Source organism: Staphylococcus sp. HMSC34G04 (genome assembly GCF_001838765.1).
In the GTDB taxonomy this organism is placed as follows: domain Bacteria; phylum Bacillota; class Bacilli; order Staphylococcales; family Staphylococcaceae; genus Staphylococcus; species Staphylococcus epidermidis.
In genome coordinates this window covers 18,938-40,432 of sequence record NZ_KV838730.1, presented here as the reverse complement: position 1 = coordinate 40,432, position 21,495 = coordinate 18,938, and the positions used below count along the sequence as shown (strand labels likewise).

General features: G+C 32.3%; 22 protein-coding genes. 16 read left to right on the top strand and 6 right to left on the bottom strand.

Annotation, left to right across the window (positions count from 1 at the left end):
* Positions 1-867 precede the first annotated feature (867 nt).
* Positions 868-1,038, top strand: coding sequence for a VraH family peptide resistance protein (locus HMPREF3241_RS12760; RefSeq protein WP_002447712.1), 171 nt, complete (start codon positions 868-870; stop codon positions 1,036-1,038).
* Between the two features lie 929 nt (positions 1,039-1,967).
* On the opposite strand, the gene HMPREF3241_RS13155 is transcribed toward HMPREF3241_RS12760, so the two are convergent.
* A complete protein-coding gene (locus HMPREF3241_RS13155) occupies positions 1,968-2,084 on the bottom strand; it encodes a hypothetical protein (protein WP_371091744.1) in 117 nt (38 codons plus the stop codon).
* Between HMPREF3241_RS13155 and HMPREF3241_RS06055 the strand changes: the two genes are divergently transcribed.
* From HMPREF3241_RS06055 to HMPREF3241_RS06045, 3 genes are all read left to right on the top strand, one after another.
* Positions 2,038-3,021: a PTS sugar transporter subunit IIC gene (locus tag HMPREF3241_RS06055; RefSeq protein ID WP_225307998.1), complete on the top strand. Its 984-nt coding sequence runs from the start codon at positions 2,038-2,040 to the stop codon at positions 3,019-3,021. The two genes, HMPREF3241_RS13155 and HMPREF3241_RS06055, sit on opposite strands and share 47 nt — an antisense overlap.
* A 514-nt stretch (positions 3,022-3,535) precedes the next feature.
* Positions 3,536-3,919: a VOC family protein gene (locus HMPREF3241_RS06050; protein WP_002447716.1), complete on the top strand. Its 384-nt coding sequence runs from the start codon at positions 3,536-3,538 to the stop codon at positions 3,917-3,919.
* Between the two features lie 170 nt (positions 3,920-4,089).
* Positions 4,090-5,292, top strand: coding sequence for a GTP-binding protein (locus tag HMPREF3241_RS06045; RefSeq protein ID WP_070853540.1), 1,203 nt, complete (start codon positions 4,090-4,092; stop codon positions 5,290-5,292).
* A gap of 238 nt (positions 5,293-5,530) precedes the next feature.
* Here HMPREF3241_RS06045 and HMPREF3241_RS06040 read toward each other — a convergent pair whose 3' ends face one another.
* From HMPREF3241_RS06040 to HMPREF3241_RS13350, 3 genes are all read right to left on the bottom strand, one after another.
* A complete protein-coding gene (locus HMPREF3241_RS06040) occupies positions 5,531-5,794 on the bottom strand; it encodes a hypothetical protein (RefSeq protein WP_002486472.1) in 264 nt (87 codons plus the stop codon).
* A 243-nt stretch (positions 5,795-6,037) separates the two neighbouring features.
* The gene (locus HMPREF3241_RS12755) at positions 6,038-6,109 is read right to left on the bottom strand and encodes a phenol-soluble modulin PSM-delta (RefSeq protein ID WP_087587975.1); all 72 of its coding nucleotides are present in this window, start codon (positions 6,107-6,109) and stop codon (positions 6,038-6,040) included.
* A 90-nt stretch (positions 6,110-6,199) separates the two neighbouring features.
* Positions 6,200-6,268 carry an alpha-1/alpha-2 family phenol-soluble modulin gene (locus tag HMPREF3241_RS13350; RefSeq protein WP_096824640.1) on the bottom strand — a complete coding sequence of 23 codons (69 nt, stop codon included), beginning with the start codon at positions 6,266-6,268 and terminating at the stop codon, positions 6,200-6,202.
* Positions 6,269-6,860: 592 nt separating this feature from the next.
* Between HMPREF3241_RS13350 and HMPREF3241_RS06035 the strand changes: the two genes are divergently transcribed.
* The 3 genes from HMPREF3241_RS06035 (at position 6,861) to HMPREF3241_RS06025 (ending at position 11,424) form a co-directional block, all read left to right on the top strand.
* Entirely contained in the window at positions 6,861-8,357 is a 1,497-nt protein-coding gene (locus HMPREF3241_RS06035; RefSeq protein ID WP_038812566.1) for an NADH dehydrogenase subunit 5, read from the top strand.
* Between the two features lie 18 nt (positions 8,358-8,375).
* Positions 8,376-10,943 carry a DUF2309 domain-containing protein gene (locus tag HMPREF3241_RS06030; RefSeq protein ID WP_038812567.1) on the top strand — a complete coding sequence of 856 codons (2,568 nt, stop codon included), beginning with the start codon at positions 8,376-8,378 and terminating at the stop codon, positions 10,941-10,943.
* Between the two features lie 112 nt (positions 10,944-11,055).
* Entirely contained in the window at positions 11,056-11,424 is a 369-nt protein-coding gene (locus HMPREF3241_RS06025) for a Na-translocating system protein MpsC family protein (RefSeq protein ID WP_001829349.1), read from the top strand.
* A gap of 41 nt (positions 11,425-11,465) precedes the next feature.
* On the opposite strand, the gene HMPREF3241_RS06020 is transcribed toward HMPREF3241_RS06025, so the two are convergent.
* A complete protein-coding gene (locus HMPREF3241_RS06020; protein WP_001829374.1) occupies positions 11,466-11,714 on the bottom strand; it encodes a hypothetical protein in 249 nt (82 codons plus the stop codon).
* 251 nt (positions 11,715-11,965) lie between these two features.
* On the opposite strand from HMPREF3241_RS06020, the gene HMPREF3241_RS06015 reads away from it, so the two are divergent.
* From HMPREF3241_RS06015 to HMPREF3241_RS06000, 4 genes are all read left to right on the top strand, one after another.
* A complete protein-coding gene (locus tag HMPREF3241_RS06015) occupies positions 11,966-12,640 on the top strand; it encodes a phosphatase PAP2 family protein (protein ID WP_070853539.1) in 675 nt (224 codons plus the stop codon).
* Positions 12,641-12,742: 102 nt separating this feature from the next.
* Positions 12,743-13,471: an alpha/beta hydrolase gene (locus HMPREF3241_RS06010; protein ID WP_002447722.1), complete on the top strand. Its 729-nt coding sequence runs from the start codon at positions 12,743-12,745 to the stop codon at positions 13,469-13,471.
* Between the two features lie 14 nt (positions 13,472-13,485).
* Positions 13,486-13,728, top strand: a complete 243-nt coding sequence (locus tag HMPREF3241_RS06005; protein ID WP_001829367.1) for a hypothetical protein — start codon at positions 13,486-13,488, stop codon at positions 13,726-13,728.
* A 144-nt stretch (positions 13,729-13,872) separates the two neighbouring features.
* On the top strand, positions 13,873-15,201 hold the full coding sequence (locus HMPREF3241_RS06000) for a sodium-dependent transporter (RefSeq protein ID WP_038812568.1): 1,329 nt from the start codon (positions 13,873-13,875) through the stop codon (positions 15,199-15,201).
* A gap of 178 nt (positions 15,202-15,379) precedes the next feature.
* Here the strand turns inward: HMPREF3241_RS06000 and HMPREF3241_RS05995 are convergent, their stop codons facing one another.
* Positions 15,380-15,919: a pentapeptide repeat-containing protein gene (locus tag HMPREF3241_RS05995; protein ID WP_002447724.1), complete on the bottom strand. Its 540-nt coding sequence runs from the start codon at positions 15,917-15,919 to the stop codon at positions 15,380-15,382.
* A gap of 308 nt (positions 15,920-16,227) precedes the next feature.
* Between HMPREF3241_RS05995 and HMPREF3241_RS05990 the strand changes: the two genes are divergently transcribed.
* The 5 genes from HMPREF3241_RS05990 (at position 16,228) to gmpC (ending at position 21,097) form a co-directional block, all read left to right on the top strand.
* A complete protein-coding gene (locus HMPREF3241_RS05990) occupies positions 16,228-17,136 on the top strand; it encodes a PLP-dependent cysteine synthase family protein (RefSeq protein WP_002447725.1) in 909 nt (302 codons plus the stop codon).
* Positions 17,129-18,274: a bifunctional cystathionine gamma-lyase/homocysteine desulfhydrase gene (locus HMPREF3241_RS05985; protein WP_002447726.1), complete on the top strand. Its 1,146-nt coding sequence runs from the start codon at positions 17,129-17,131 to the stop codon at positions 18,272-18,274. Before HMPREF3241_RS05990 ends, HMPREF3241_RS05985 begins: the two co-directional genes overlap by 8 nt.
* A 246-nt stretch (positions 18,275-18,520) precedes the next feature.
* A complete protein-coding gene (locus HMPREF3241_RS05980; protein WP_002486470.1) occupies positions 18,521-19,546 on the top strand; it encodes a methionine ABC transporter ATP-binding protein in 1,026 nt (341 codons plus the stop codon).
* Between the two features lie 2 nt (positions 19,547-19,548).
* Positions 19,549-20,208 carry a methionine ABC transporter permease gene (locus HMPREF3241_RS05975; RefSeq protein ID WP_001829353.1) on the top strand — a complete coding sequence of 220 codons (660 nt, stop codon included), beginning with the start codon at positions 19,549-19,551 and terminating at the stop codon, positions 20,206-20,208.
* Between the two features lie 43 nt (positions 20,209-20,251).
* Positions 20,252-21,097, top strand: coding sequence for a dipeptide ABC transporter glycylmethionine-binding lipoprotein (gene gmpC, locus HMPREF3241_RS05970; protein WP_002447728.1), 846 nt, complete (start codon positions 20,252-20,254; stop codon positions 21,095-21,097).
* The last annotated feature ends 398 nt before the right edge of the window (positions 21,098-21,495 follow it).

Sequence of the window (21,495 nt, the reverse complement as noted above, 5' to 3'; positions counted from 1 at the left end):
ACAATTTTGAAGTATTTTAGTGCATGAGCTGACGTAACAATTTGTGACGTTAGCTACATAAGTATTCGATAAAGAGAGTAGGGAAACACGACGCCCTTTGTAATGTGGTCTAAGTGGGGAATAAACGAAATGCTTCCTTATTCATGGTGTCGTGAAACGCTACCCCATGTGTAGCAGCTTGCGACGTTAGTAAGTGAATACAGCAAACCGCTTCGATACATAGATACATTACCAATTTAGATATGTGTTATTACACGGGTGTAGTCCTAATTTAGGATTGCAGCATTTATCAGCTTGTTGATTTAGCGATATGGTTAAAGGTTTTGTGTTTTGTTGATCCCTTAAATAAATAGACAGATTACTAAATTGGAGTTTTTTAAATGAGCTCTTTAATGTTTAAAAAAAGAATTAAGTGGTATAGTTAACTAGTAATAACCTTTATATATTTAGCCAATGGCATTGGCTCGAGGTAGTTGCTAGTACTCATTCTGACCTTTTAGCATCTATAATTTTAATTATATTCTTGTTAGGAGTGGTAAAGATGAGCGATAGTGAAACTTTAAGACAAATATGCACGCCAATTTTACAAAACAGTATTAGTGATTGTTTTGAGTGCATAGCCTCTGCCTTTAGCTAAGTATATAAGGGATTAAAAATTCACACACTGCCAAGTTAAATATATCTTTTCAAACGTCACTTACGAGTGGCGTTTTTATTTTAAATAAGTGCTATGTGGCATCGGGAATAAGAAAATGAATATAAATTCGATTGTTAAAATCAATAAAATGCTTATTTAATTTATAGCAACATTATGATATATGTAAGAGTGAACAGAATTTTATTACATATTAAAAAGGTGGTTTTCGTGTGAGCATTAAAGAAATATGGAGATATTTAGTAAACAAGAAATGGAAAGCTGACGATGTATGTTATTTAGTATTTTACATATTCTTAGCAAGCATATTTACAACTCCTTTATTAGGTGTTCCTATAGGCTTATTAGTTTATTTGTACTTTAATGAAGAGCTGTTTAAGTAGTGTTCTTATTAAATAAATAACTTCTATATTAAATTCTACACCACTATAAGTGGCATTTTTGTAATTTAAGACGCTGAGAGACGCATTCTAAAGCATTGAGAGAATCGACTAACAATTTTACAGTTGAGATAGTTTATTAAACAAAAGAGGTAAACTATATTGAATATATACGATGCTATTCTATTAGGTATATTGTTTATAATCATATATTCTGTTATTAATACACTTTTATACAATATGAATTATAGAAGAATGAACCGTAATAAAAACTTGAATAGAAAAATGATAATGATTAATTTAATATTACATGGAGTAATTGCATTGTTCATGGTTAGTGTAGCTATATATTTATCTTACTTTAAATAAGGATAAAAAATAGTATATGTATGAAACATAGGCAAAAGCATTAAATAGTTAGCATACGGGCAAGTTAAATAAATCGTTTTTGTTTTGAATACGTTATTTAAAAATTAATAGCAATCTATAAAAAAGAAGTATCTATAAAACTCTAATATGACAACGTATATAAATAGTAGAAAATACATGTAAAAATTACATATCATCGAGTGGGAATAACAAAATAATCATTTTAAAAGCTAGAAATACTAAAACAAAAGTGTTTCTAGCTTTTTTATGTGATATGGGTTTATGATTGCATATTTTAGTTTCGTTTTGAACATTTTAATAAGAGAATCAAGTTTATTAAGAAACCGATTTGATAATGTTTTGTTCAAGCGCATTAAAGAGAATCAATGTATATAATAGAGATTGATCAATCATCGAACTAAATGACTCACTTGTTACAATGTTTTACTATTTAACTTTATTTAATTTAATGAATATTTTCTATTTATCAAAAAATTCTCCTCAAAGGTATATTTTTTTGGTACTATGTATTTTATAGTTGTTTTCTAAAAAATCTGAAAATTTTAAATAAATGGGGGAATGTTTGATATGGATTTACTTATAGGTACTTTATTTTTAATTTTAGTTTTAGTTATTTTTACTCTATTTACATACAAGGCACCCAGTGGGATGAAAGCGATGGGTGCTTTAGCGAATGCGGCAATTGCTTCGTTTTTAGTTGAAGCTTTCAATAAATATGTGGGTGGACAAGTATTTGGTATTAAATTCTTAGAAGAATTAGGAGATGCTGCTGGAGGTTTAGGTGGTGTGGCTGCGGCTGGATTAACCGCATTAGCGATTGGCGTATCCCCAGTTTATGCACTTGTTATTGGGGCAGCTTGTGGAGGTATGGATTTATTACCGGGATTTTTCGCTGGGTATATTGTAGGTTATATGATGAAGTATACAGAAAAATATGTGCCAGACGGTATTGATTTAATTGGTTCAATTGTTATACTTGCACCTATTGCTCGATTAATTGCTACTGGATTGACGCCAGTGGTTAATAACACGTTAATTAAAATTGGGGATATTATACAAAGTAGTACTGACACTAACCCGTTGATTATGGGAATTGTATTGGGAGGTATTATTACAGTAGTAGGTACTGCTCCATTAAGTTCAATGGCTCTCACTGCATTGCTTGGTTTAACGGGTGCGCCTATGGCCATAGGTGCTATGGCCGCATTTAGTTCCGCGTTTATGAATAGTGCATTGTTCCATCGTTTGAAATTGGGAGACCGTAAATCAACCATTTCAGTCGGAATCGAACCGCTTTCTCAAGCTGATATTGTTTCCGCTAATCCTATTCCTATTTATGTCACTAATTTCTTTGGTGGGGCAATTGCCGGTATTATAATTGCTTGGTCAGGTATGATTAATAATGCAACTGGCACTGCTACACCTATTGCAGGTTTTTTAGTGATGTTTGGTTTTAATAGTTTAACGAAAGTGATTATCTATGGTGTGGTTATGGCGATTATAGGAACTATTGCTGGTATTGTAGGGTCTATTGTTTTCAAAAAGTACCCCATTATTACTAAAAAGCAAATGTTAGAACGGGACACAATGACATAACTGAGTATACAATGATGAGCGCTAAGACTAGGCGATTTGAAAATTGATCAAAGTCATAGATGATTTCACGATTATGTGAATACATAAAATGAACAGAATATTTTCTATTCAAAGTTAGAGAAAATATTTTTGTTAATATGTATGCGTGCAACTCTTAAATATTAGAAGAAATGTAGTTGAACAAAATAATATCACACCATTTATTTGACACTTGAGTATGAAAAATATACAGTTAGGCAAATTTAGTATGTTGAAGCATAAACGTTTTATAATAAAAGTGTTAAAAAAGTATTGAGAGGAGATGTAGATTATGAACGATTCAATTCAATTCGTAATACAATTTCTCAACTTTTTAAATAGTGTGCTAGTCAACGGTGAACCTAAAAAATAGAAAAGTAGCCACTCCATTGAGGAGTGGTTTTATTGTATTAATTTGCAATAATCCCGAAAATGATTAGTTTAAATTGATGAAAGTGTGTCTAAATGTGTTAATAAATAAAAAAAGGAGGAAATTATGAAGAATGTAAGCCCGTTTATTTACGTTAAGGACGTAGATAAATCTTTATGTTATTACAAAGATGTATTTAATGCTCAAACAGAAATACTTATGGGTAAAGATGGTCGAACTTATCATGCCCAACTTATTATTGGTGATGAAACGTTCGTTCATTTCTCCGATACGTTTCATAAGCATCCCGTTTCTAAAAATCCTCATCTTATTATTGAATGTGATTCATTAGAAGAGTTGGAGCGTGTCTATAAAAGGTTAATTGATGATGGTGGTCATGCTAAAGTGAAACTCAATAAAACTTTTTTTAATGCCTATCATGCAGAGGTAAAAGACCATCTCAATGGTATCATTTGGGTATTTAATTACTTTTTAGATGAACATATATAATTGTAATATTTTAATCTTAGTTAGTTGGAAATTTATAATGATTCCAACTAGCTTTTTTTATTTAATAACGTTTATTCAATTTTAAAAAAATTGAGTATTGATAAAAGTAGGAACTTTCTATAGAATGTAAAACGTAATAATTACTATTTACAAAAGAGAGGGTTCTTGAAATGGCGAAAATACCTGTAACTGTATTAAGTGGATATTTAGGGTCGGGCAAAACGACATTACTTAATCATATCTTAAAAAATAGAGAAGGGCGTCGCATTGCTGTTATAGTCAATGATATGAGTGAAGTTAATATTGATAAGGATTTAGTAGCACAAGGTGGCGGCTTATCTAGAACAGATGAGAAATTAGTAGAACTTTCTAATGGATGTATATGTTGTACTTTAAGAGACGATTTGTTACGAGAAGTCGAACGCTTAATTCGCAAAGGGGGTATCGACCAAATTGTAATTGAATCAACTGGAATATCTGAGCCTGTGCCGGTAGCTCAAACGTTCTCATACATAGATGAAGAATTAGGTATTGATTTAACCTCTATATGTCGATTAGATACAATGGTGACGGTTGTAGATGCGAATCGCTTTGTTAACGATATTCGTAGTGAAGATTTATTGGCAGACCGTGATGAAAGTGTTGATAATGAAGATGAGCGTACTATTGCTGACTTACTCATTGATCAAGTAGAATTTTGTGATGTGATGATTATCAATAAAATCGATTTGATTAGCGACGAAGCTTTAGAAAAATTAGAAAATGTATTACGTGCATTGCAACCCGAAGCTAAAATGATTAAAACAGTAAATGCTAAAGTGGAATTATCAGATGTACTTAATACGCAATTATTTGATTTTGAGAAGGCAAGTGAATCAGCTGGATGGATCAAAGAATTAACAGCTGGAGGACATGCGACACATACGCCGGAAACAGAAGAGTATGGGATTACATCATTTGCTTATACTAGACGATTACCATTTCATGCAAAAAGATTTCATCAATGGCTAGAACAAATGCCAGAAAATATTGTAAGAACAAAAGGGATTGTATGGCTAGCGCAGTATAATGATGTAGCGTGTTTGTTATCACAGGCTGGTTCATCTTGTAATATTCACCCCGTTACATACTGGGTGGCAACAATGAGTGAGCGCCAGCAGGAAGCTATTTTGGAAGCACGTCAAGATGTAGCAGAAGATTGGGATATCGAATATGGAGATCGTCAAACGCAATTTGTAATTATTGGTACGGATTTAGATCAAGAAAAAATTTCCCGGGAATTAGATGCATGTTTAATTCGTAGTGATGAGATTGATGAAGATTGGCGATTGCTAGATAGTCCGTATCAGTGGACGTATGATCAAAGAATGTAGTTGATTGATTCATCATTTTAAATGAAAATGTAATACGAATGAATATACTGTGCTGTTTCACGTGAAAAATTAAGTGGACAAGTGCCTTTGAATTCAGAGACGCTTGCCCGCTTAAATATTGAAACCTAAAATATTAATATCGACATATTTTCAAAATCAGTTATTAGTTGCAAAAAATTTCTACGGGCGAAGATGTGATATGACTTGTGCCTAACTATTTTGCAGTTGAAAACAACATTTAAACGATTGCAAATGGTGTGGTAAAGATAAGTAAGGCAAAAAAGTTAATAAAAAATAGGATGATGTTTAACGTCTTATTACCTTTAAACATTGCTATGATATTAATAATAATTGAGATAACAAAGATAATTGCTCCTGGGAAATACCAAAAGTTAAAGTCAGTGTTGTTATAGATGTTCGTAAACATGGTTGTAAAACATATAAAAATACTAATGAGCGTGACAATAATTGATAATAAGCTTGAAATTGAACCCTTCTTCATTTTGTCCTTCCTTTCGATGTCGTTATTTACCAAATGAATCAATAGTCATCGTTGTTTTAATAAACGTGATGCCGTGTTTACCATTATAAGTAAAAATATATTCATTACAATAGTTTATTTTGAAAAGTTATCCAATAATGAAGAGAAGTAAATGTTGGGTGGTTAAAGGTGTTTAAGCGAGCTGAAAATAAATAGACATAAAAAACCACCATCGTAAAAGATGGTGGCTATGTAGAATGTAGACTATTTTTTGAATTTTTTAACGATGTCTACGATAGTTTTAACGACTTCGATGATAGTTGATACGATGCTCATGTTCATGACCTCCTTTCAAAAGGGAAATGTATTTAGAGATGGTTGTTGAATATTCAAAAGCTAACTTATAAAATACTTAACTTTTAAATATTATTTTTGAGTAAATTGATCAATTAAGCCTTTAACAATTTCAACAATTTTAGCGATTACATCTGCCATTTAAATGACCTCCCTTACTAATTTGTTATTTATAGTGTAACTGGAATTTGAATTAAATATGTGCATAGTCCCTAAATTAAAATATCAATGTCTTAAGTGAATGATTCATGTTTTTCACTCAACAGTGAGTTATTCCTAAGTGTTATTTTGTCTTTATACTGTTTACATAAGCTTTACAAAAGGATCTTTGAGTAATTAAGCTTTCAATAATCATTACTATATGATTAATTGAATCTTATTTTGAGAAGCGTAACCATTGACACTCTTGCTCATTTAAAATATATTAATAGTATTATTCGAAAAGGTAATAACTAAGTCTTGCTTTAGCAATTTTAGGTTGAGTAACCTTGATTGATAGAGGGGAAAGAGTTCTTACTTTACTACAAAATGATATAGGCAGTTTATTTAAATAAAGTGTACGATTTATTTATACTCCGTAAGATTTATATACATATTGAGGATAAAAGTGCGAAACACTTGAGTTAAATTGAAGCCTACAATAGTTTAAATTCTTTCATTATGATATATGAAAGGTTGGCTATTGTAGGCTTTTTATTATGTTTTAAATATTTTTTGAGATGGAGGATACGCAATGTTAAGTTCAGAGTTTGTTTTGTTTATGTTTTTTATCACACTTGTCATTGCTATACTGAGTGGATTAATATTTTTGAATCATCAAGTGCCCATTCAATATATTAAATTTCATATATATTTACTTGTTTTACCTATCATTGCGGGATTAAGTGGATTAATATTTTTCGGTGAAAGGGTGAATGTTGGACCTTTTGTAGTTGATCATCTTACTTGGTTGATGATGACATTTATTTTGACTTTAGGCTTTATCATTCAAAAGTTTTCTATGCGTTATTTAATTGGTGACATGCATTACCGTAAATATTTTCCGTTTCTTACACTAATTACTTCATTTGCTTCATTGGCATGGTTAAGTGGAGACTTAAGGTTAATGACCATGTTTTGGGGGGCAACATTATTTGTGTTAACACGTCTCATTAAAGTTAACAAATTATGGAAGGTACCTAGGGAAGCGGCAAGAATTTCAGCTCGGTCATTTACATTGGCATGGTTGTCGCTATTGATTGCTGTCATTTTATTGTATATCGCTACAGGAGATTGGTATATTCATTCGAATATGTCAGATGATAATGCAATCAATTATGGAATGCGTCTCTGTATCAATTTACTTATTGTTCTAGCAGTGATTATTCCGGCGGCACAATTTCCATTTCAAGGCTGGCTTATTGAATCTGTAGCTGCGCCTACGCCAGTTTCAGCTATTATGCACGCAGGTATTGTTAATGCTGGTGGCGTGATTCTTACACGCTTTTCTCCGGTATTTAATGACGAAATAGCTATTTCACTGTTGTTAATTATTGCAAGCATTTCAGTATTGTTAGGTTCTGGAATCAGTCTTGTGCATGTTGATTACAAGAGACAACTTGTAGGTTCTACGATAAGTCAAATGGGTTTTATGTTAGTACAATGTGCGCTTGGAGCATATTCTGCGGCGATAGTACATTTAATATTGCATGGCGTGTTTAAAGCGACATTATTTCTACAATCGGGTTCTGTTGTTAAAAGATTTAACATCCCTACGCCTCCATCTGTTAAAAAGTCATATGGATGGCTTGTATTTGGTCGTCTACTAGCTATTCTTATAGCGATAATATTTTGGTTGAATAGTGATAGACATGCCTATGATATATTAAGCGCTCTTATATTAGCTTGGTCGTTAATGGTGTCATGGAATCAATTAGTTGCTTTTAGTCATGGACTCATCGGAAGAATTATCGGAATATGTATGATTATTGTTGTAGCACTTGTTTATATTATTACGCATCATTACTTCTTCACGACATTAAGTACTGTTGATATTCATATTGTTTCACCACCACTCATAAGTATTATTCTATCGATTGCTATTATAGTTTTCGGCAGTATGTTAAGCATATGGGTAGCACGGCGAAGAGAATCAAAGGCATTTGCGAAGTTATACCTGTGGCTTATTAAAGTAGGAGAGGCTAAAACCCAATCTATAGAAAGTCATCCCTCATATTTAAAAAGATTTTAATAAAGGAGGATAGAAATTATGCTTCAATCAGATATCAATGAATTAGTTAATCAGGCTAAACGTGTGATTACCCCTTTATCACCGATTTCAACATTTGCTGCACGTAATCCGTGGGAGGGGCTAGAAGATGCTTCGTTTGATCAAGTGGCACATTGGTTAAAAAGTATAGGGGATATTGACATTTATCCTAATGCGTCTTCCATTCACAGAGCGATTAGTAATAAAGAAATAGATTTAAAAGTATTTGAAGAACGGTTGGATGAAAATCGTGCGCATTATAATAATAGTTCACTATCTGACAGTGATATCAACACATATATTCACAGAGCGAAAAATTTAAAAACGATTGAAGAAGGTTACTTTGATACAAAAGATAACGAGAAACTGGAAAAATGGGTGCAAACTTATTTTAAGGATTATAAGAAAAAAGATGATGTGATAGCGCAAAGTGCTAGTGTTTTCACAAAGGAAGGTACACGACTTATTGATATTTTAGATGCTCATATGATTAAGTGGTCTAAATTATATGTTGATGACTTTCAATCAAGTTGGACCATGCCAAAAAGAGAAAAAGGGTTCTATCATGCTTGGCAACGTTTAGTTAAACATGATCCGCTATTCACAAAAAAACAACGACTTACTTTAGTACATCTGCCAAATCAAGCAACCGAAGCAATAGAGTACGCCTTTCAAGAATTAGGGGTAAAAGAAGAATATCGACAATCATATATTGAGAGTCATTTATTATCTTTACCAGGTTGGGCTGGAATCATGTATCATCGGTCACAGACACATAGTAATGATGATTACTTATTAACAGACTATGTTGCGATTCGTCTCTCAATTGAGATGGCACTTTTAAAGGACCACCATACAACCTTATTAAAAAAATCTATATATCTTCAAAAAAAGTTAGAGCAAATACGTTATTTGCTATTTAACATACAAATGAATGTTGAGCAGTGGTTAAATCTATCATCTAAAAAGCAACAAGCATACATTGAATTGGGGACACGATTCAGCCCGTTTTATTTTAAAAAGTTATGGTTAGATGCATGGGAAGAAACGCATGAACGTCGCTTGGTTGATGAAGTTTATCGTGTTCCAACCGAAGATACTAATCAAGCAAAAGCAAAAGTACAACTTGCGTTTTGTATTGATGTACGATCCGAACCGTTTAGAAGACATTTAGAAAGTGAAGGGCCTTTTGAAACAATAGGAATTGCTGGGTTCTTTGGTCTGCCAATTCAAAAAGAAGTACTTGATGAGCAATTTGCACATCCATCTTTACCAGTGATGGTAGAACCTGCATATCGTATTAAAGAATATGCTGATCAACATGAAATGAAAATTTATAATCAACAACAACATACACTTACATCTATGTTTTATAACTTTAAATTAATGAAAAACAACGTCTTGCCAAGTTTACTTTTACCAGAATTAAGTGGTCCTTTTTTAAGTATTGCGACTATAGCTAACACAATTTTTCCTAAAAAAGCACAACGTATTGTGCATCGATTCTCACAAAAATGGCTACGTAAACCAACAGGTAAGTTAACTATTCAGCGTGAGCAAGATGCGTATTCAAAACTACCTATCGGCTTTACTTTAGATGAACAGATTCAATTTTCCAAAAAAGCATTACAATTAATGGACTTAACAGATGATTTTGCCCCACTTATTGTTCTATGCGGACACGGTAGTGAATCACATAATAATCCCTATCATGCTTCATTAGAATGCGGTGCTTGCGGCGGTGCCTCGAGTGGATTCAATGCGAAATTATTAGCAGTAATGTGTAATCAAGAAAATGTTAGACGTGGATTAGTGATGGAAGGAATCGATATTCCAAGACATACAGTGTTTATAGCTGCTGAACATCAAACGTCAGTTGATGAGTTAGAGTATATTTATGTTCCACCATTAACTACAGAAGCTCAAAATGCCTTTGACGAACTTAAGTGTGTGATGCCAAAAGTATCTTATAAAGCTAATTTAGAACGTTTGGCATCATTGCCAAATATAAAAAAAACTGACCAAAATCCTAAAGCTGAAGCGCATCGTCACGCTAGCGATTGGAGTGAGGTTCGTCCAGAATGGGGCCTAGCACGAAATGCTGAATTCATTATTGGGAAACGTCAAATCACTCAAAATAGTAACCTAGAGGGACGGGCATTTCTTCATAATTATGATTGGACAAAGGATGAAGACGGTGAGATTTTAAATACAATTATTTCTGGGCCGGCACTAGTAGCACAATGGATTAATTTACAATACTACGCCTCAACTGTGGCACCTCATTATTATGGAAGCGGTAGTAAAACAACGCAAACTGTGACAAGTGGTGTAGGTGTCATGCAAGGAAATGCTAGTGATTTAATGTATGGCTTACCATGGCAGTCAGTAATGCTGAATGATAAAGAGGCGTATCACGCACCTATTAGGCTTTTAATTGTTATTCAAGCGCCAGATGCATATATTCAACGTTTGTTAAAACATCATGATCATTTTAGACAAAAGGTTGATCATCAATGGATAAGACTTGCTAGTATTGATGAAAATAATAGTTGGAAAGACTGGTAGAAAATACTCGGTGAGATTAACAATTAAAGATTCATTAGAAGAAATTAAGTTTTTTGATTATTTCAGTTTAATGTTAAACTATAAGTAATCAAGAAATAGGAGTCGCCCAGTTATGAAAAAGACGAAAGGTATTTATGAATCTGAAATTAGTAAAGCCATTACGCAATGGGAAAAAGATTTTTTAGGGAGAGGTTCTTTGTCTGTAAAAACAGACATTCTTCGTGATATGGTGATTGTTAGTTTACAAGGCATTTTGACACCTGCTGAATATCGCGTGTGTAAAACAAATGAAGGGCTTTTAAATATTAAACGTACACGTTCTGAACTTGTAGAGTCTGGTGAAGAGGACTTGAGTCGCATTATTAAAGATTTGACTGGACTTAATGTGAAAAGTTTTCATAGTGATTTAAGTACTATAACCGGTGAACGCGTAATGATTTTTAAGTTGGAAGATCGTTTTGATAAAGCATTACATGAGTAATAAATTATTTAACGGTACTATCTTTAATAGATAGTGCTGTTTTATTTTAAATGCAAAAAGTCATTAAAGAAGATGAATAGACGATAACCTATACCCATTAAATTTGGAATCATAATCATAGTAGCGATGAGTTTATCTGATTTAAAGCCAATGATACATAAAATAATTGGAATTATGTAAAGAATAAACAACCATACTAACAACGTATCAAAGTCTGGATGTAATGGAATAAAAAAACGAATTAAGGTAATAAGGAGCGCAATATAAATCAATATTTTTTTAGTAAACAATATGTCGCCTCCTCATTAAAATTATATTTTATGTTAAATCACATTATACATTATTGTATATGTAATGAGTATGATATTTTAAAGACATTTAAAGTATTCAAGTAAATGTTTGTTAAGTAAAATTAATGATAAAACACTGATATAGTGTAAAATGAGAAAGAATGATTATGTTTGAGGTGCGAAGACATATTTCGTATTCAAAAGAAGACAAAATAACTTAACTGAACCATATTAAAGAAATAGGTGTTGATATGAATTTTAAATATATGAATATAGCAAAAGGGATAATCCCAATTTTAATATGCATGATTATTCTTTTAAGCTTTATCGCTACTCATGTGCTAGCGCATAATCAGTGGTTGGGAATGGTTGATCTTAGCGTGCAAGAGTGGTTTAGTAAACAATTTGGGGATCCTAATAGAGTGTTTGGACATGGTTTCATCAACAACATAATGACGTTTTGCGCTACCTTTGGTGATGTTAAGACTATATTAATTGTGGCTATCCTTATTGCAGTGCTACTCATGTTTTACAAGAAGGTTCAACAAGCAATATGGCTAATCATAACGATGACTAGTGGCGCATTGATTAATTATTTAATTAAGCAAACGATTGAAAGGTCAAGGCCTGAGAATCATTTAAGTATTGATACAGGATGGTCTTTTCCTAGTGGGCATTCTAATATTAATACGTTATTCTTTTTAATGATTATGATCATTATTATCCCATTAATCCGACAGCGTGCTTTTAAATTTATAATCACAATTTTAAGTATTGTATTTTGGATTAGCGTTTTAATAAGTAGACTGTATTTTCATGCACACTATTTTTCTGACGTTGTAGGAGGCGTAAGTTTAGCGATTATTTGGGTATCGTTATTTATATTAGTGTCACCTTTATTAAATTTTTGGGGGAAAAGTAAGTGAAAGTAGCTTGAAAAATTTTAAAATATCAATTTTTAGACGGTCTTGAGAGTGCAGGGCGTCTATTTTATATCAACATCTACATAAATAGGAGTGAATGTAAAAATGAAAGTTAAATCACCACAATCAATCTACTTAAAAGGACATCGTCAACAAGCTGTATTGTTATTACATTCTTTTACGGGAACTGTACGTGATGTAAAACATTTAGCACAACAGTTAAATGAAGAGGGGTTTACTTGTTACGTTCCTAGTTATCCAGGGCACGGTTTGCCGCTTAAGGAATTTACTAAACACAATATTAATGATTGGTGGGAACAAGTTACTTCAGCATATCAATTTTTAAGAAATGAAGGATATAGCAGAATTAATGTGACAGGCGTATCATTAGGTGGATTATTTACTTTAAGGTTGGCTGAACATTTTAATTTAGAACGTATAGCTGTGATGTCAGCCCCACATAAAAAGCGTGAAAGCGAGATTGCTTGGCGTCTTGAAAGGTATGGGCATCGAATGAATGAAATTTTGAGTTTGAGCGAAGAGGAGCGTCGTCACCAAATGGAAACCATCTTGTCCTATGATAAAGAAATTGAAGTATTTCAAGGTGTAATTGATGAAATTATGGCTTGTCTTGCAAATATTACAGTACCAGTGAATATTATGTATGGCGATGAAGATGACCCATTATATGCTCAAAGTGCGCAATACATTTATGATAATGTAAATAGTCAAGATAAAGAACTTCTCAAATTTGAAAAAAGTGGTCATCTTATGACATACGGTGATTATGCATACAAAGTAGAACAATCTATTATCCAATTTTTCAGTAAATAAAGGAGTGTAGGAATATGAAACGTACATTTTTATTAACTTATACAACTGTATCAGGAAAAACATATACGGAATTTAAAACATTTGAAAATGGTCCTGATTACGATACATGTGTATCGCGAATCATAGATGAATTTGATGAATTGGCATACTTATATATTAAAAAAGATGTTGTACATTATATTAATGTTGATCACATTGAAAGTCTAGACATTGAAGAAGTGACAGAGGGACAACACATTACTTATGATTTTGAATAAAAATACAGCAACAATCCATAAATATCAAAAAATGTGTATTTCATTATTCTGACAATATATAGGTACATTGCACATAAAATAAACTCATGATAGAGTAGGACTTAAGCATTTTAACACTTTAGCGCTTTAAAGGGAGTTGGTAATTTGAGTGGTCATTCACAATGGAAAACGTCTACCGGTTTTATATTAGCTAGCGCAGGTTCTGCAATAGGGTTGGGTGCAATGTGGAAGTTCCCATATATGGCAGGTATATATGGCGGTGGCGCTTTTCTTTTAATGTTTTTAATTTTTACTATATTTGTAGGACTACCACTGTTAATTATGGAATTTACGGTAGGTAAAATGGGGCGTACATATACAACGCAAATATATAAGAAATTAACGGGAAAGAAATGGCTTAATATTATCGGGTGGAATGGTAATTTAGCCGTATTTATATTATTTGGTTTTTATAGTGTTATTGGTGGTTGGATTATTATATATATAGGTTATGTCATAGCACAAATCGCGATTTTTAAATCAAGTACGCTGACAAATATTCAATTTGAAACAATTATTAGTAATCCATGGTTGACTGTTTTAGGTCAAGGCATATTTATTTTGATAACAATGGTAATTGTTATGTTAGGTGTTGAAAAAGGTTTAGAAAAAGCTTCTAAAATAATGATGCCTCTATTATTTATCTTTTTAATTATTGTTGTAGCACAATCTTTAACTTTAGAAGGTGCTTTAGAAGGTGTACGTTATATACTGCAACCTCGAGTTGAAGATATGTCTATTCAAGGGGTACTATTTGCGTTAGGGCAATCGTTTTTTACGCTGTCTCTAGGTACAACCGGAATGATTACTTATGCAAGTTATGCACCTAAAAATATGATGATAAAGTCTTCAGCACTTTCAATTGTCGTAATGAATATTTTAATTTCTGTCTTGGCTGGATTAGCTATATTTCCTGCGCTTAAAACATTTGGTTACCAACCCCAAGAAGGCCCTGGCTTATTATTTAAGGTCTTACCACTAGTGTTTAGCGAAATGACTTTTGGTACATTCTTTTACTTTATATTTTTACTATTATTCTTATTTGCGGCATTAACGTCTTCTATATCATTATTAGAGTTAAATGTATCTAATTTTACTAAAAATGATAATAGTAAAAGACAAAAAGTGGCAATCATAGGTAGTATACTTGTATTTATCATTAGTATCCCAGCAACATTATCTTTTAGTAGTCTAAGTCATTTGCGTTTTGGCGCTGGTACTATATTTGATAATATGGATTTTATTGTATCTAATATTCTTATGCCATTAGGGGCATTAGGAACAACATTGGTGGTTGGCCAATTACTAGATAAAAAATTATTAAAAGAAAGCTTTGGGAAAGACAAATTCAACCTATTTTTACCGTGGTATTATTTAATTAAGTTCGTCATGCCCATTGTCATTATTTTAGTATTTATAGTTCAATTATTTTAAATCATTGAGACGTTATTGATAAAACTAAAACAAACGGTCAATTCCATTTTTTAGTGGAGTTGACCGTTTTACTATATAAAGAATGCTATGTAGTTGATTCGAAATATCTAACACCATTAAACGAGCGAATGTTTAACTATAATCTTAAATTGTTTTCTTAAGATCAAGTTAATGAATGTTAAATAGAAGTGTCTATATCTTCTAAAGTAACATCTTGTTTTTGTAATTCATTCATTAACTTTTGCGACATAGTTGAATTAGTAATAATTACATTTTTGAACTCACAATTCTTGAATTTTACATCTTTAAATGTTGTTCCTTCAATTTCTACATTTTTAAAAGAAACGTTTTTAAAAATAATATCAGTCCATTTTACGCTACGAATGAGATTGCTATCGAACATTACATTTTGGAATAAAGTGTTATTAAATACGGATTGATCAAATGGTGTATTCACAAATGTTGAATCTTTAAATTGGTTTTTATAAAAATGAACATCTTCGAAAATACAATTATTAAACCCACACGTTGTAAATTTACAATTACAAATTGCTTCTATATTCTTAAAAATACCTTCATTAAAATTACAGTTTTTAAAGCGACTTTTATTAACCTCTAATTCATCATACATAGAATTTCTAAAACTAGATGATGTGTAACGAAGATTCTTATAATTTTCATTGGTAAATACAGATAAAGATAAATCTTGTTTCGTCATAATTAAAGCAGCTCCTTATCATTTCTAGTGTATGTAATTCGATAACGTTTATCGATGTGCTAGCTTATTTACCCCTATCATAACACTTTCGTTAAGTATTCTCATATGAACGTAATCAATTATAAAAATAAAAATACTTATTTTAAATAATGTTTAAATTACAAATTGATTGTACGTTTTTCAGAAATTGCAAAAACAATGTCCATAAGTTATAATTCATATCTGATAAGTAAGGATTAGCGCTAACATAAATAAAGAAAGTGGGTTAAGTTCAGTGATACTCATTGTTGTCATCTGAACCAAAAATAATGATTGCATACGATTTGATAGGACAAACTCCATTAGTTTTATTAGAAAGCTTTAGTGACGAGAATGTTAAAATATACGCCAAACTTGAGCAATTTAATCCTGGAGGTAGCATCAAAGACCGTCTGGGGAAGTACTTAATTGAAAAAGCAATAGACGAAGGACGACTTAAAGAAGGGGATACAATAGTCGAAGCGACTGCTGGTAATACAGGTATTGGACTTGCTATTGCCTCTAATCGGCACAAAGTAAAATGTATCATCTTTGCTCCAGAAGGATTTGCAGAAGAAAAAATTTCAATTATGAAAGCATTGGGTGCAGATGTTAGACGTACTCCCAAAGTTGAGGGAATGACTGGCGCACAGCAAGAGGCGTTGGCATACGCAACACGATATGGATATTTATATATGAATCAATTCGAAACTAAAGATAATCCTGGGGCATATACACAAACACTTGCCAAACAACTCACAGATGAACTTTCACATATTGATTATTTTGTGGCAGGTGTTGGTTCCGGTGGTACCTTTACAGGAGTTGCACAACACTTAAAAACTTATGATGTAAAAAATTATATTGTAGAACCAGAAGGCTCTGTCTTAAATGGTGGTGTCAGTCATCCTCATGCAACTGAAGGGATTGGTTCTGAAAAGTGGCCATCATTTTTAGAAAAAGAATTAGTAGATGGTATTTTTACTGTTGCTGATAACGATGCTTTTAATAATGTTAAGCTTGTTGCGAATAAAGAAGGATTGTTAGTTGGTAGTTCTTCGGGAGCGGCATTACAAGGAGCATTGGAATTAAAAAAAAGCATTCAAACTGGTGTGATTGTTACCATCTTTCCAGATGGGAGCGATCGATACATGTCCAAACAAATATTCAACTATAAGGAGAGTTTTAATAATGAATAAAAAAACGCAAATGATACATGGGGGACATACGACAGACAACTATACTGGAGCAGTGACAACACCTATTTATCAAACAAGTACTTATTTACAAGATGATATTGGGGATTTAAGACAAGGGTACGAATATTCACGTACTGCAAATCCTACACGTGCGTCTCTTGAAAGTGTTATTGCTAATTTAGAACATGGTAAGCATGGTTTTGCTTTTGGTTCAGGAATGGCAGCAATTAGTGCAGTTATCATGTTATTAGATAAAGGAGATCACTTAGTTCTTAATTCTGATGTTTATGGTGGCACATATCGTGCATTAACTAAAGTATTTACTCGCTTTGGTATAGACGTAGATTTTGTTGATACAACTAAAATTGAAAACATTGAACAATATATTAAACCTGAAACTAAAATGTTATATGTAGAAACACCTTCAAATCCATTATTACGTGTGACTGATATTAAAGCATCAGCAAAAATTGCGAAAAAATATGATTTGATATCCGTAGTCGATAATACATTTATGACACCTTACTACCAAAATCCTTTAGACTTTGGTATTGATATCGTATTGCATTCGGCTACTAAATATATTGGAGGTCATAGTGATGTTGTAGCTGGTCTTGTTGCTACTGCTGATGATGCCTTAGCAGAACGTCTAGGCTTTATTTCAAATTCTACAGGTGGTGTACTTGGACCTCAAGATAGCTATTTATTAATCAGAGGTATTAAAACGCTAGGTCTAAGAATGGAACAAATAAACCGAAACGTTGAAGGTATCGTTCAAATGTTACAAAAGCATCCTAAAGTTCAACAAGTATTCCATCCTAGTATTAAGGAACATATGAACTATACTATACATCAAAATCAAGCAAGTGGTCATACAGGGGTAGTATCTTTTGAAGTTAAGGATACAGAAGCGGCTAAACAAGTGATTCACGCAACAAACTATTTTACACTGGCAGAGAGTTTAGGGGCAGTAGAAAGTCTAATTTCTGTACCGGCACTTATGACGCATGCATCCATTCCATCAGATGTAAGAGCCAAGGAAGGTATTACGGATGGTCTCATTCGTTTATCTATTGGTATTGAAGACACAGAAGACTTAGTTAATGATTTAGAACAAGCCCTAAATACTTTGAGGTAATATCGCTTAGTTAGAGATTAAGATGATGAAATAAAACGTTTTGCATCTTAATCTCTTGTTTTATATTTACTATTGAGTTGTGTAATTTCCACAATTTTTTATATAAGTAACCAATTTTAGAACATAATTTTTCGGAATATTAATTAATTTTGGAAAAATCAAAAAAGCGTGTTGACGGTACGACATCAATTCAATATAATGCAAATATTCAGATAATTTTAATCGGAAATCGGAGGGAGAGATTAGGTGATTGAATTCAAAAATGTTAACAAAGTTTTTCACAAAAAAAGAGAAACTATTCAAGCTTTGAAAAATGTATCATTTAAGATCGACCAACATGATATTTTTGGTGTGATTGGCTATAGTGGTGCTGGTAAGAGTACATTAGTTCGGTTAGTCAATCAACTTGAGACAGTATCAGATGGTCAAGTTATTGTTGATGGTCATGAGATTGATACATATAAAGAAAAAGATTTGCGTCATATTAAAAAAGATATCGGTATGATCTTTCAACATTTCAATTTGCTTAATTCTAAATCAGTCTATAAAAATGTTGCAATGCCACTTATTTTAAGTAAGACAAATAAGAAAGAAATTAAGGAAAAAGTTGACGAAATGTTAGAATTTGTAGGGCTTGCTGATAAAAAAGATCAATTTCCAGATGAACTATCAGGTGGACAAAAACAACGTGTTGCCATTGCAAGAGCATTAGTAACGCATCCTAAAATATTATTATGTGATGAAGCGACAAGTGCTCTGGATCCAGCTACTACAAGCTCAATTTTAAATTTATTAAGTAATGTGAATCGAACATTTGGTGTGACGATTATGATGATTACACATGAAATGAGCGTAATTCAAAAAATTTGTCATCGTGTAGCTGTCATGGAAAATGGCGAAGTGATAGAAATGGGAACAGTTAAAGATGTCTTTAGTCATCCACAAACGAATACTGCAAAAAATTTCGTTTCGACGGTGATTAACACTGAGCCTTCAAAAGAGTTACGAGCCTCTTTTAACACGAGAAAGGATTCAAATTTCACAGATTATAAACTGTTTTTAGACTCCGAACAAATTCAATTGCCAATATTGAATGAGCTTATCAACGAGCATCATCTTAACGTTAACGTATTATTTTCTTCTATGTCAGAAATACAAGATGAAACCGTTTGTTATTTGTGGTTGAGATTTGAGCATGATGAGTCTTTTAATGATTTTAAACTTACTGATTACCTTTCAAAACGACATATTCGGTATGAGGAGGTTATATAAATATGTTTGGTTCAAGTTTAGATTCATCTCAATTATTACAAGCTCTATACGAAACATTGTATATGGTGACAGTATCGCTTGTAATCGGTGCTTTGATTGGTATACCTCTTGGCATCTTGTTGGTGGTAACTAGAAAAAACGGTATATGGTCGAATACGATATTGCATCAAGTATTAAATCCTATCATTAATATTTTAAGATCAATTCCGTTCATAATTTTATTAATAGCCATAGTGCCTTTTACTAAATTGCTAGTTGGAACATCTATCGGTACAACAGCAGCCATAGTACCACTCACGGTTTATGTAGCACCTTATATCGCACGCTTAGTAGAAAATTCATTACTGGAAGTCGATGACGGGATTATTGAGGCAGCTAAAGCAATGGGTGCATCACCTCTTCAAATTATACGTTATTTTTTATTGCCGGAAGCACTTGGTTCATTAATTCTAGCTATAACTACAGCTATTATTGGTCTCATCGGTAGTACAGCAATGGCTGGTGCTGTTGGTGGTGGCGGTATAGGTGATTTGGCTTTAGTGTATGGTTATCAACGGTTCGATACCATTGTTATTGTGATTACAGTCATTGTACTTATTATTATTGTTCAAATTATACAAACGTTAGGTAACTTTATCGCTAGGGTTATCCGTAGAAATTAAAATACTAGTAAGGGTTTTATAAATATTTAGGGGGAATTCATTTATGAAAAAGATTTTAAGTTTTTTAATTGTTGCAATTTTAGTTTTAGCAGCATGTGGTGGTAACAATGGTAAAAAGGTAACCATAGGTGTTGCATCCAACGACACGAAGGCTTGGGAAAAAGTTAAAGAATTAGCTAAAAAAGATGATATTGATTTAGAAATCAAGCACTTTTCAGATTACAATGTCCCGAACAAAGCGCTTAGTGACGGGGATATCGATTTAAATGCCTTCCAACACTTTGCTTTTTTAGATCAATATAAAAAAGCTCATAAAGATACCAATATTGAAGCACTTAGCACTACTGTATTAGCTCCATTAGGTATTTATTCAGATAAAGTTAAGAACATTAAAGATGTTAAAAAAGGTGCGCAAGTTGCTATTCCGAATGATGTATCTAACCAAGCTCGAGCACTTAAGTTATTAGAATCTGCAGGTTTAATTAAGCTTAAGAAGAACTTTGGATTAAACGGAACAACAAAAGATATTGAAAGTAATCCTAAAGATTTAAAAATTAAAGCTGTTGATGCACAACAAACAGCGCGTGCACTTTCTGATGTGGATATATCAGTTATCAATAACGGTGTTGCAACAAAAGCAGGAAAAGATGCTAAAAAGGATCCTATTTATTTGGAAAAAGCAAGTTCAGATGCAGTAAAACCATATATTAATGTTGTAGCTGTCAACTCTAAAGACAAAGATAATAAAACCTACAAAAAAATTATAGAACTTTATCATTCAAAAGAAGCTCAAAAAGCATTAAAAGAAGACACTAAAGACGGTGAAAAACCAGTAGATCTTTCTAAAAAGGAAATCGAAGAAATCGAAAATGAGTTGGCAAAAAAATAATATAAAGTTTTAGCGCAACATTCATAATATAGAAATTTTCAGTCTAGAATTCCAGTTATATGTGTTGGTTGCAAAACAATTTTATAGTCAATGACAAAGTTGAAGATATATTTCTATATCTTTCATGGCATTTCACCTTTTTGAAGTGGGATAAAGAATCCATAGCGAATTCTACTCCTACTTCTTTTTTTATTCGAAATGTTGAATTTAGATTCTAGAAATAAGCGTCTGTCTATTTAATATTAATTTGAAAATAGAAAAAATTACATTCGAAATTGTAAATATAAGGAGCAAAACCATATTAATAATATTTGTAATAAAAAAGACATTGTAATTGACTGCAAAATGTATTAAATTGGACAAATGCAAATATGTTTGAGCGTAGCCCTATTTTTTAT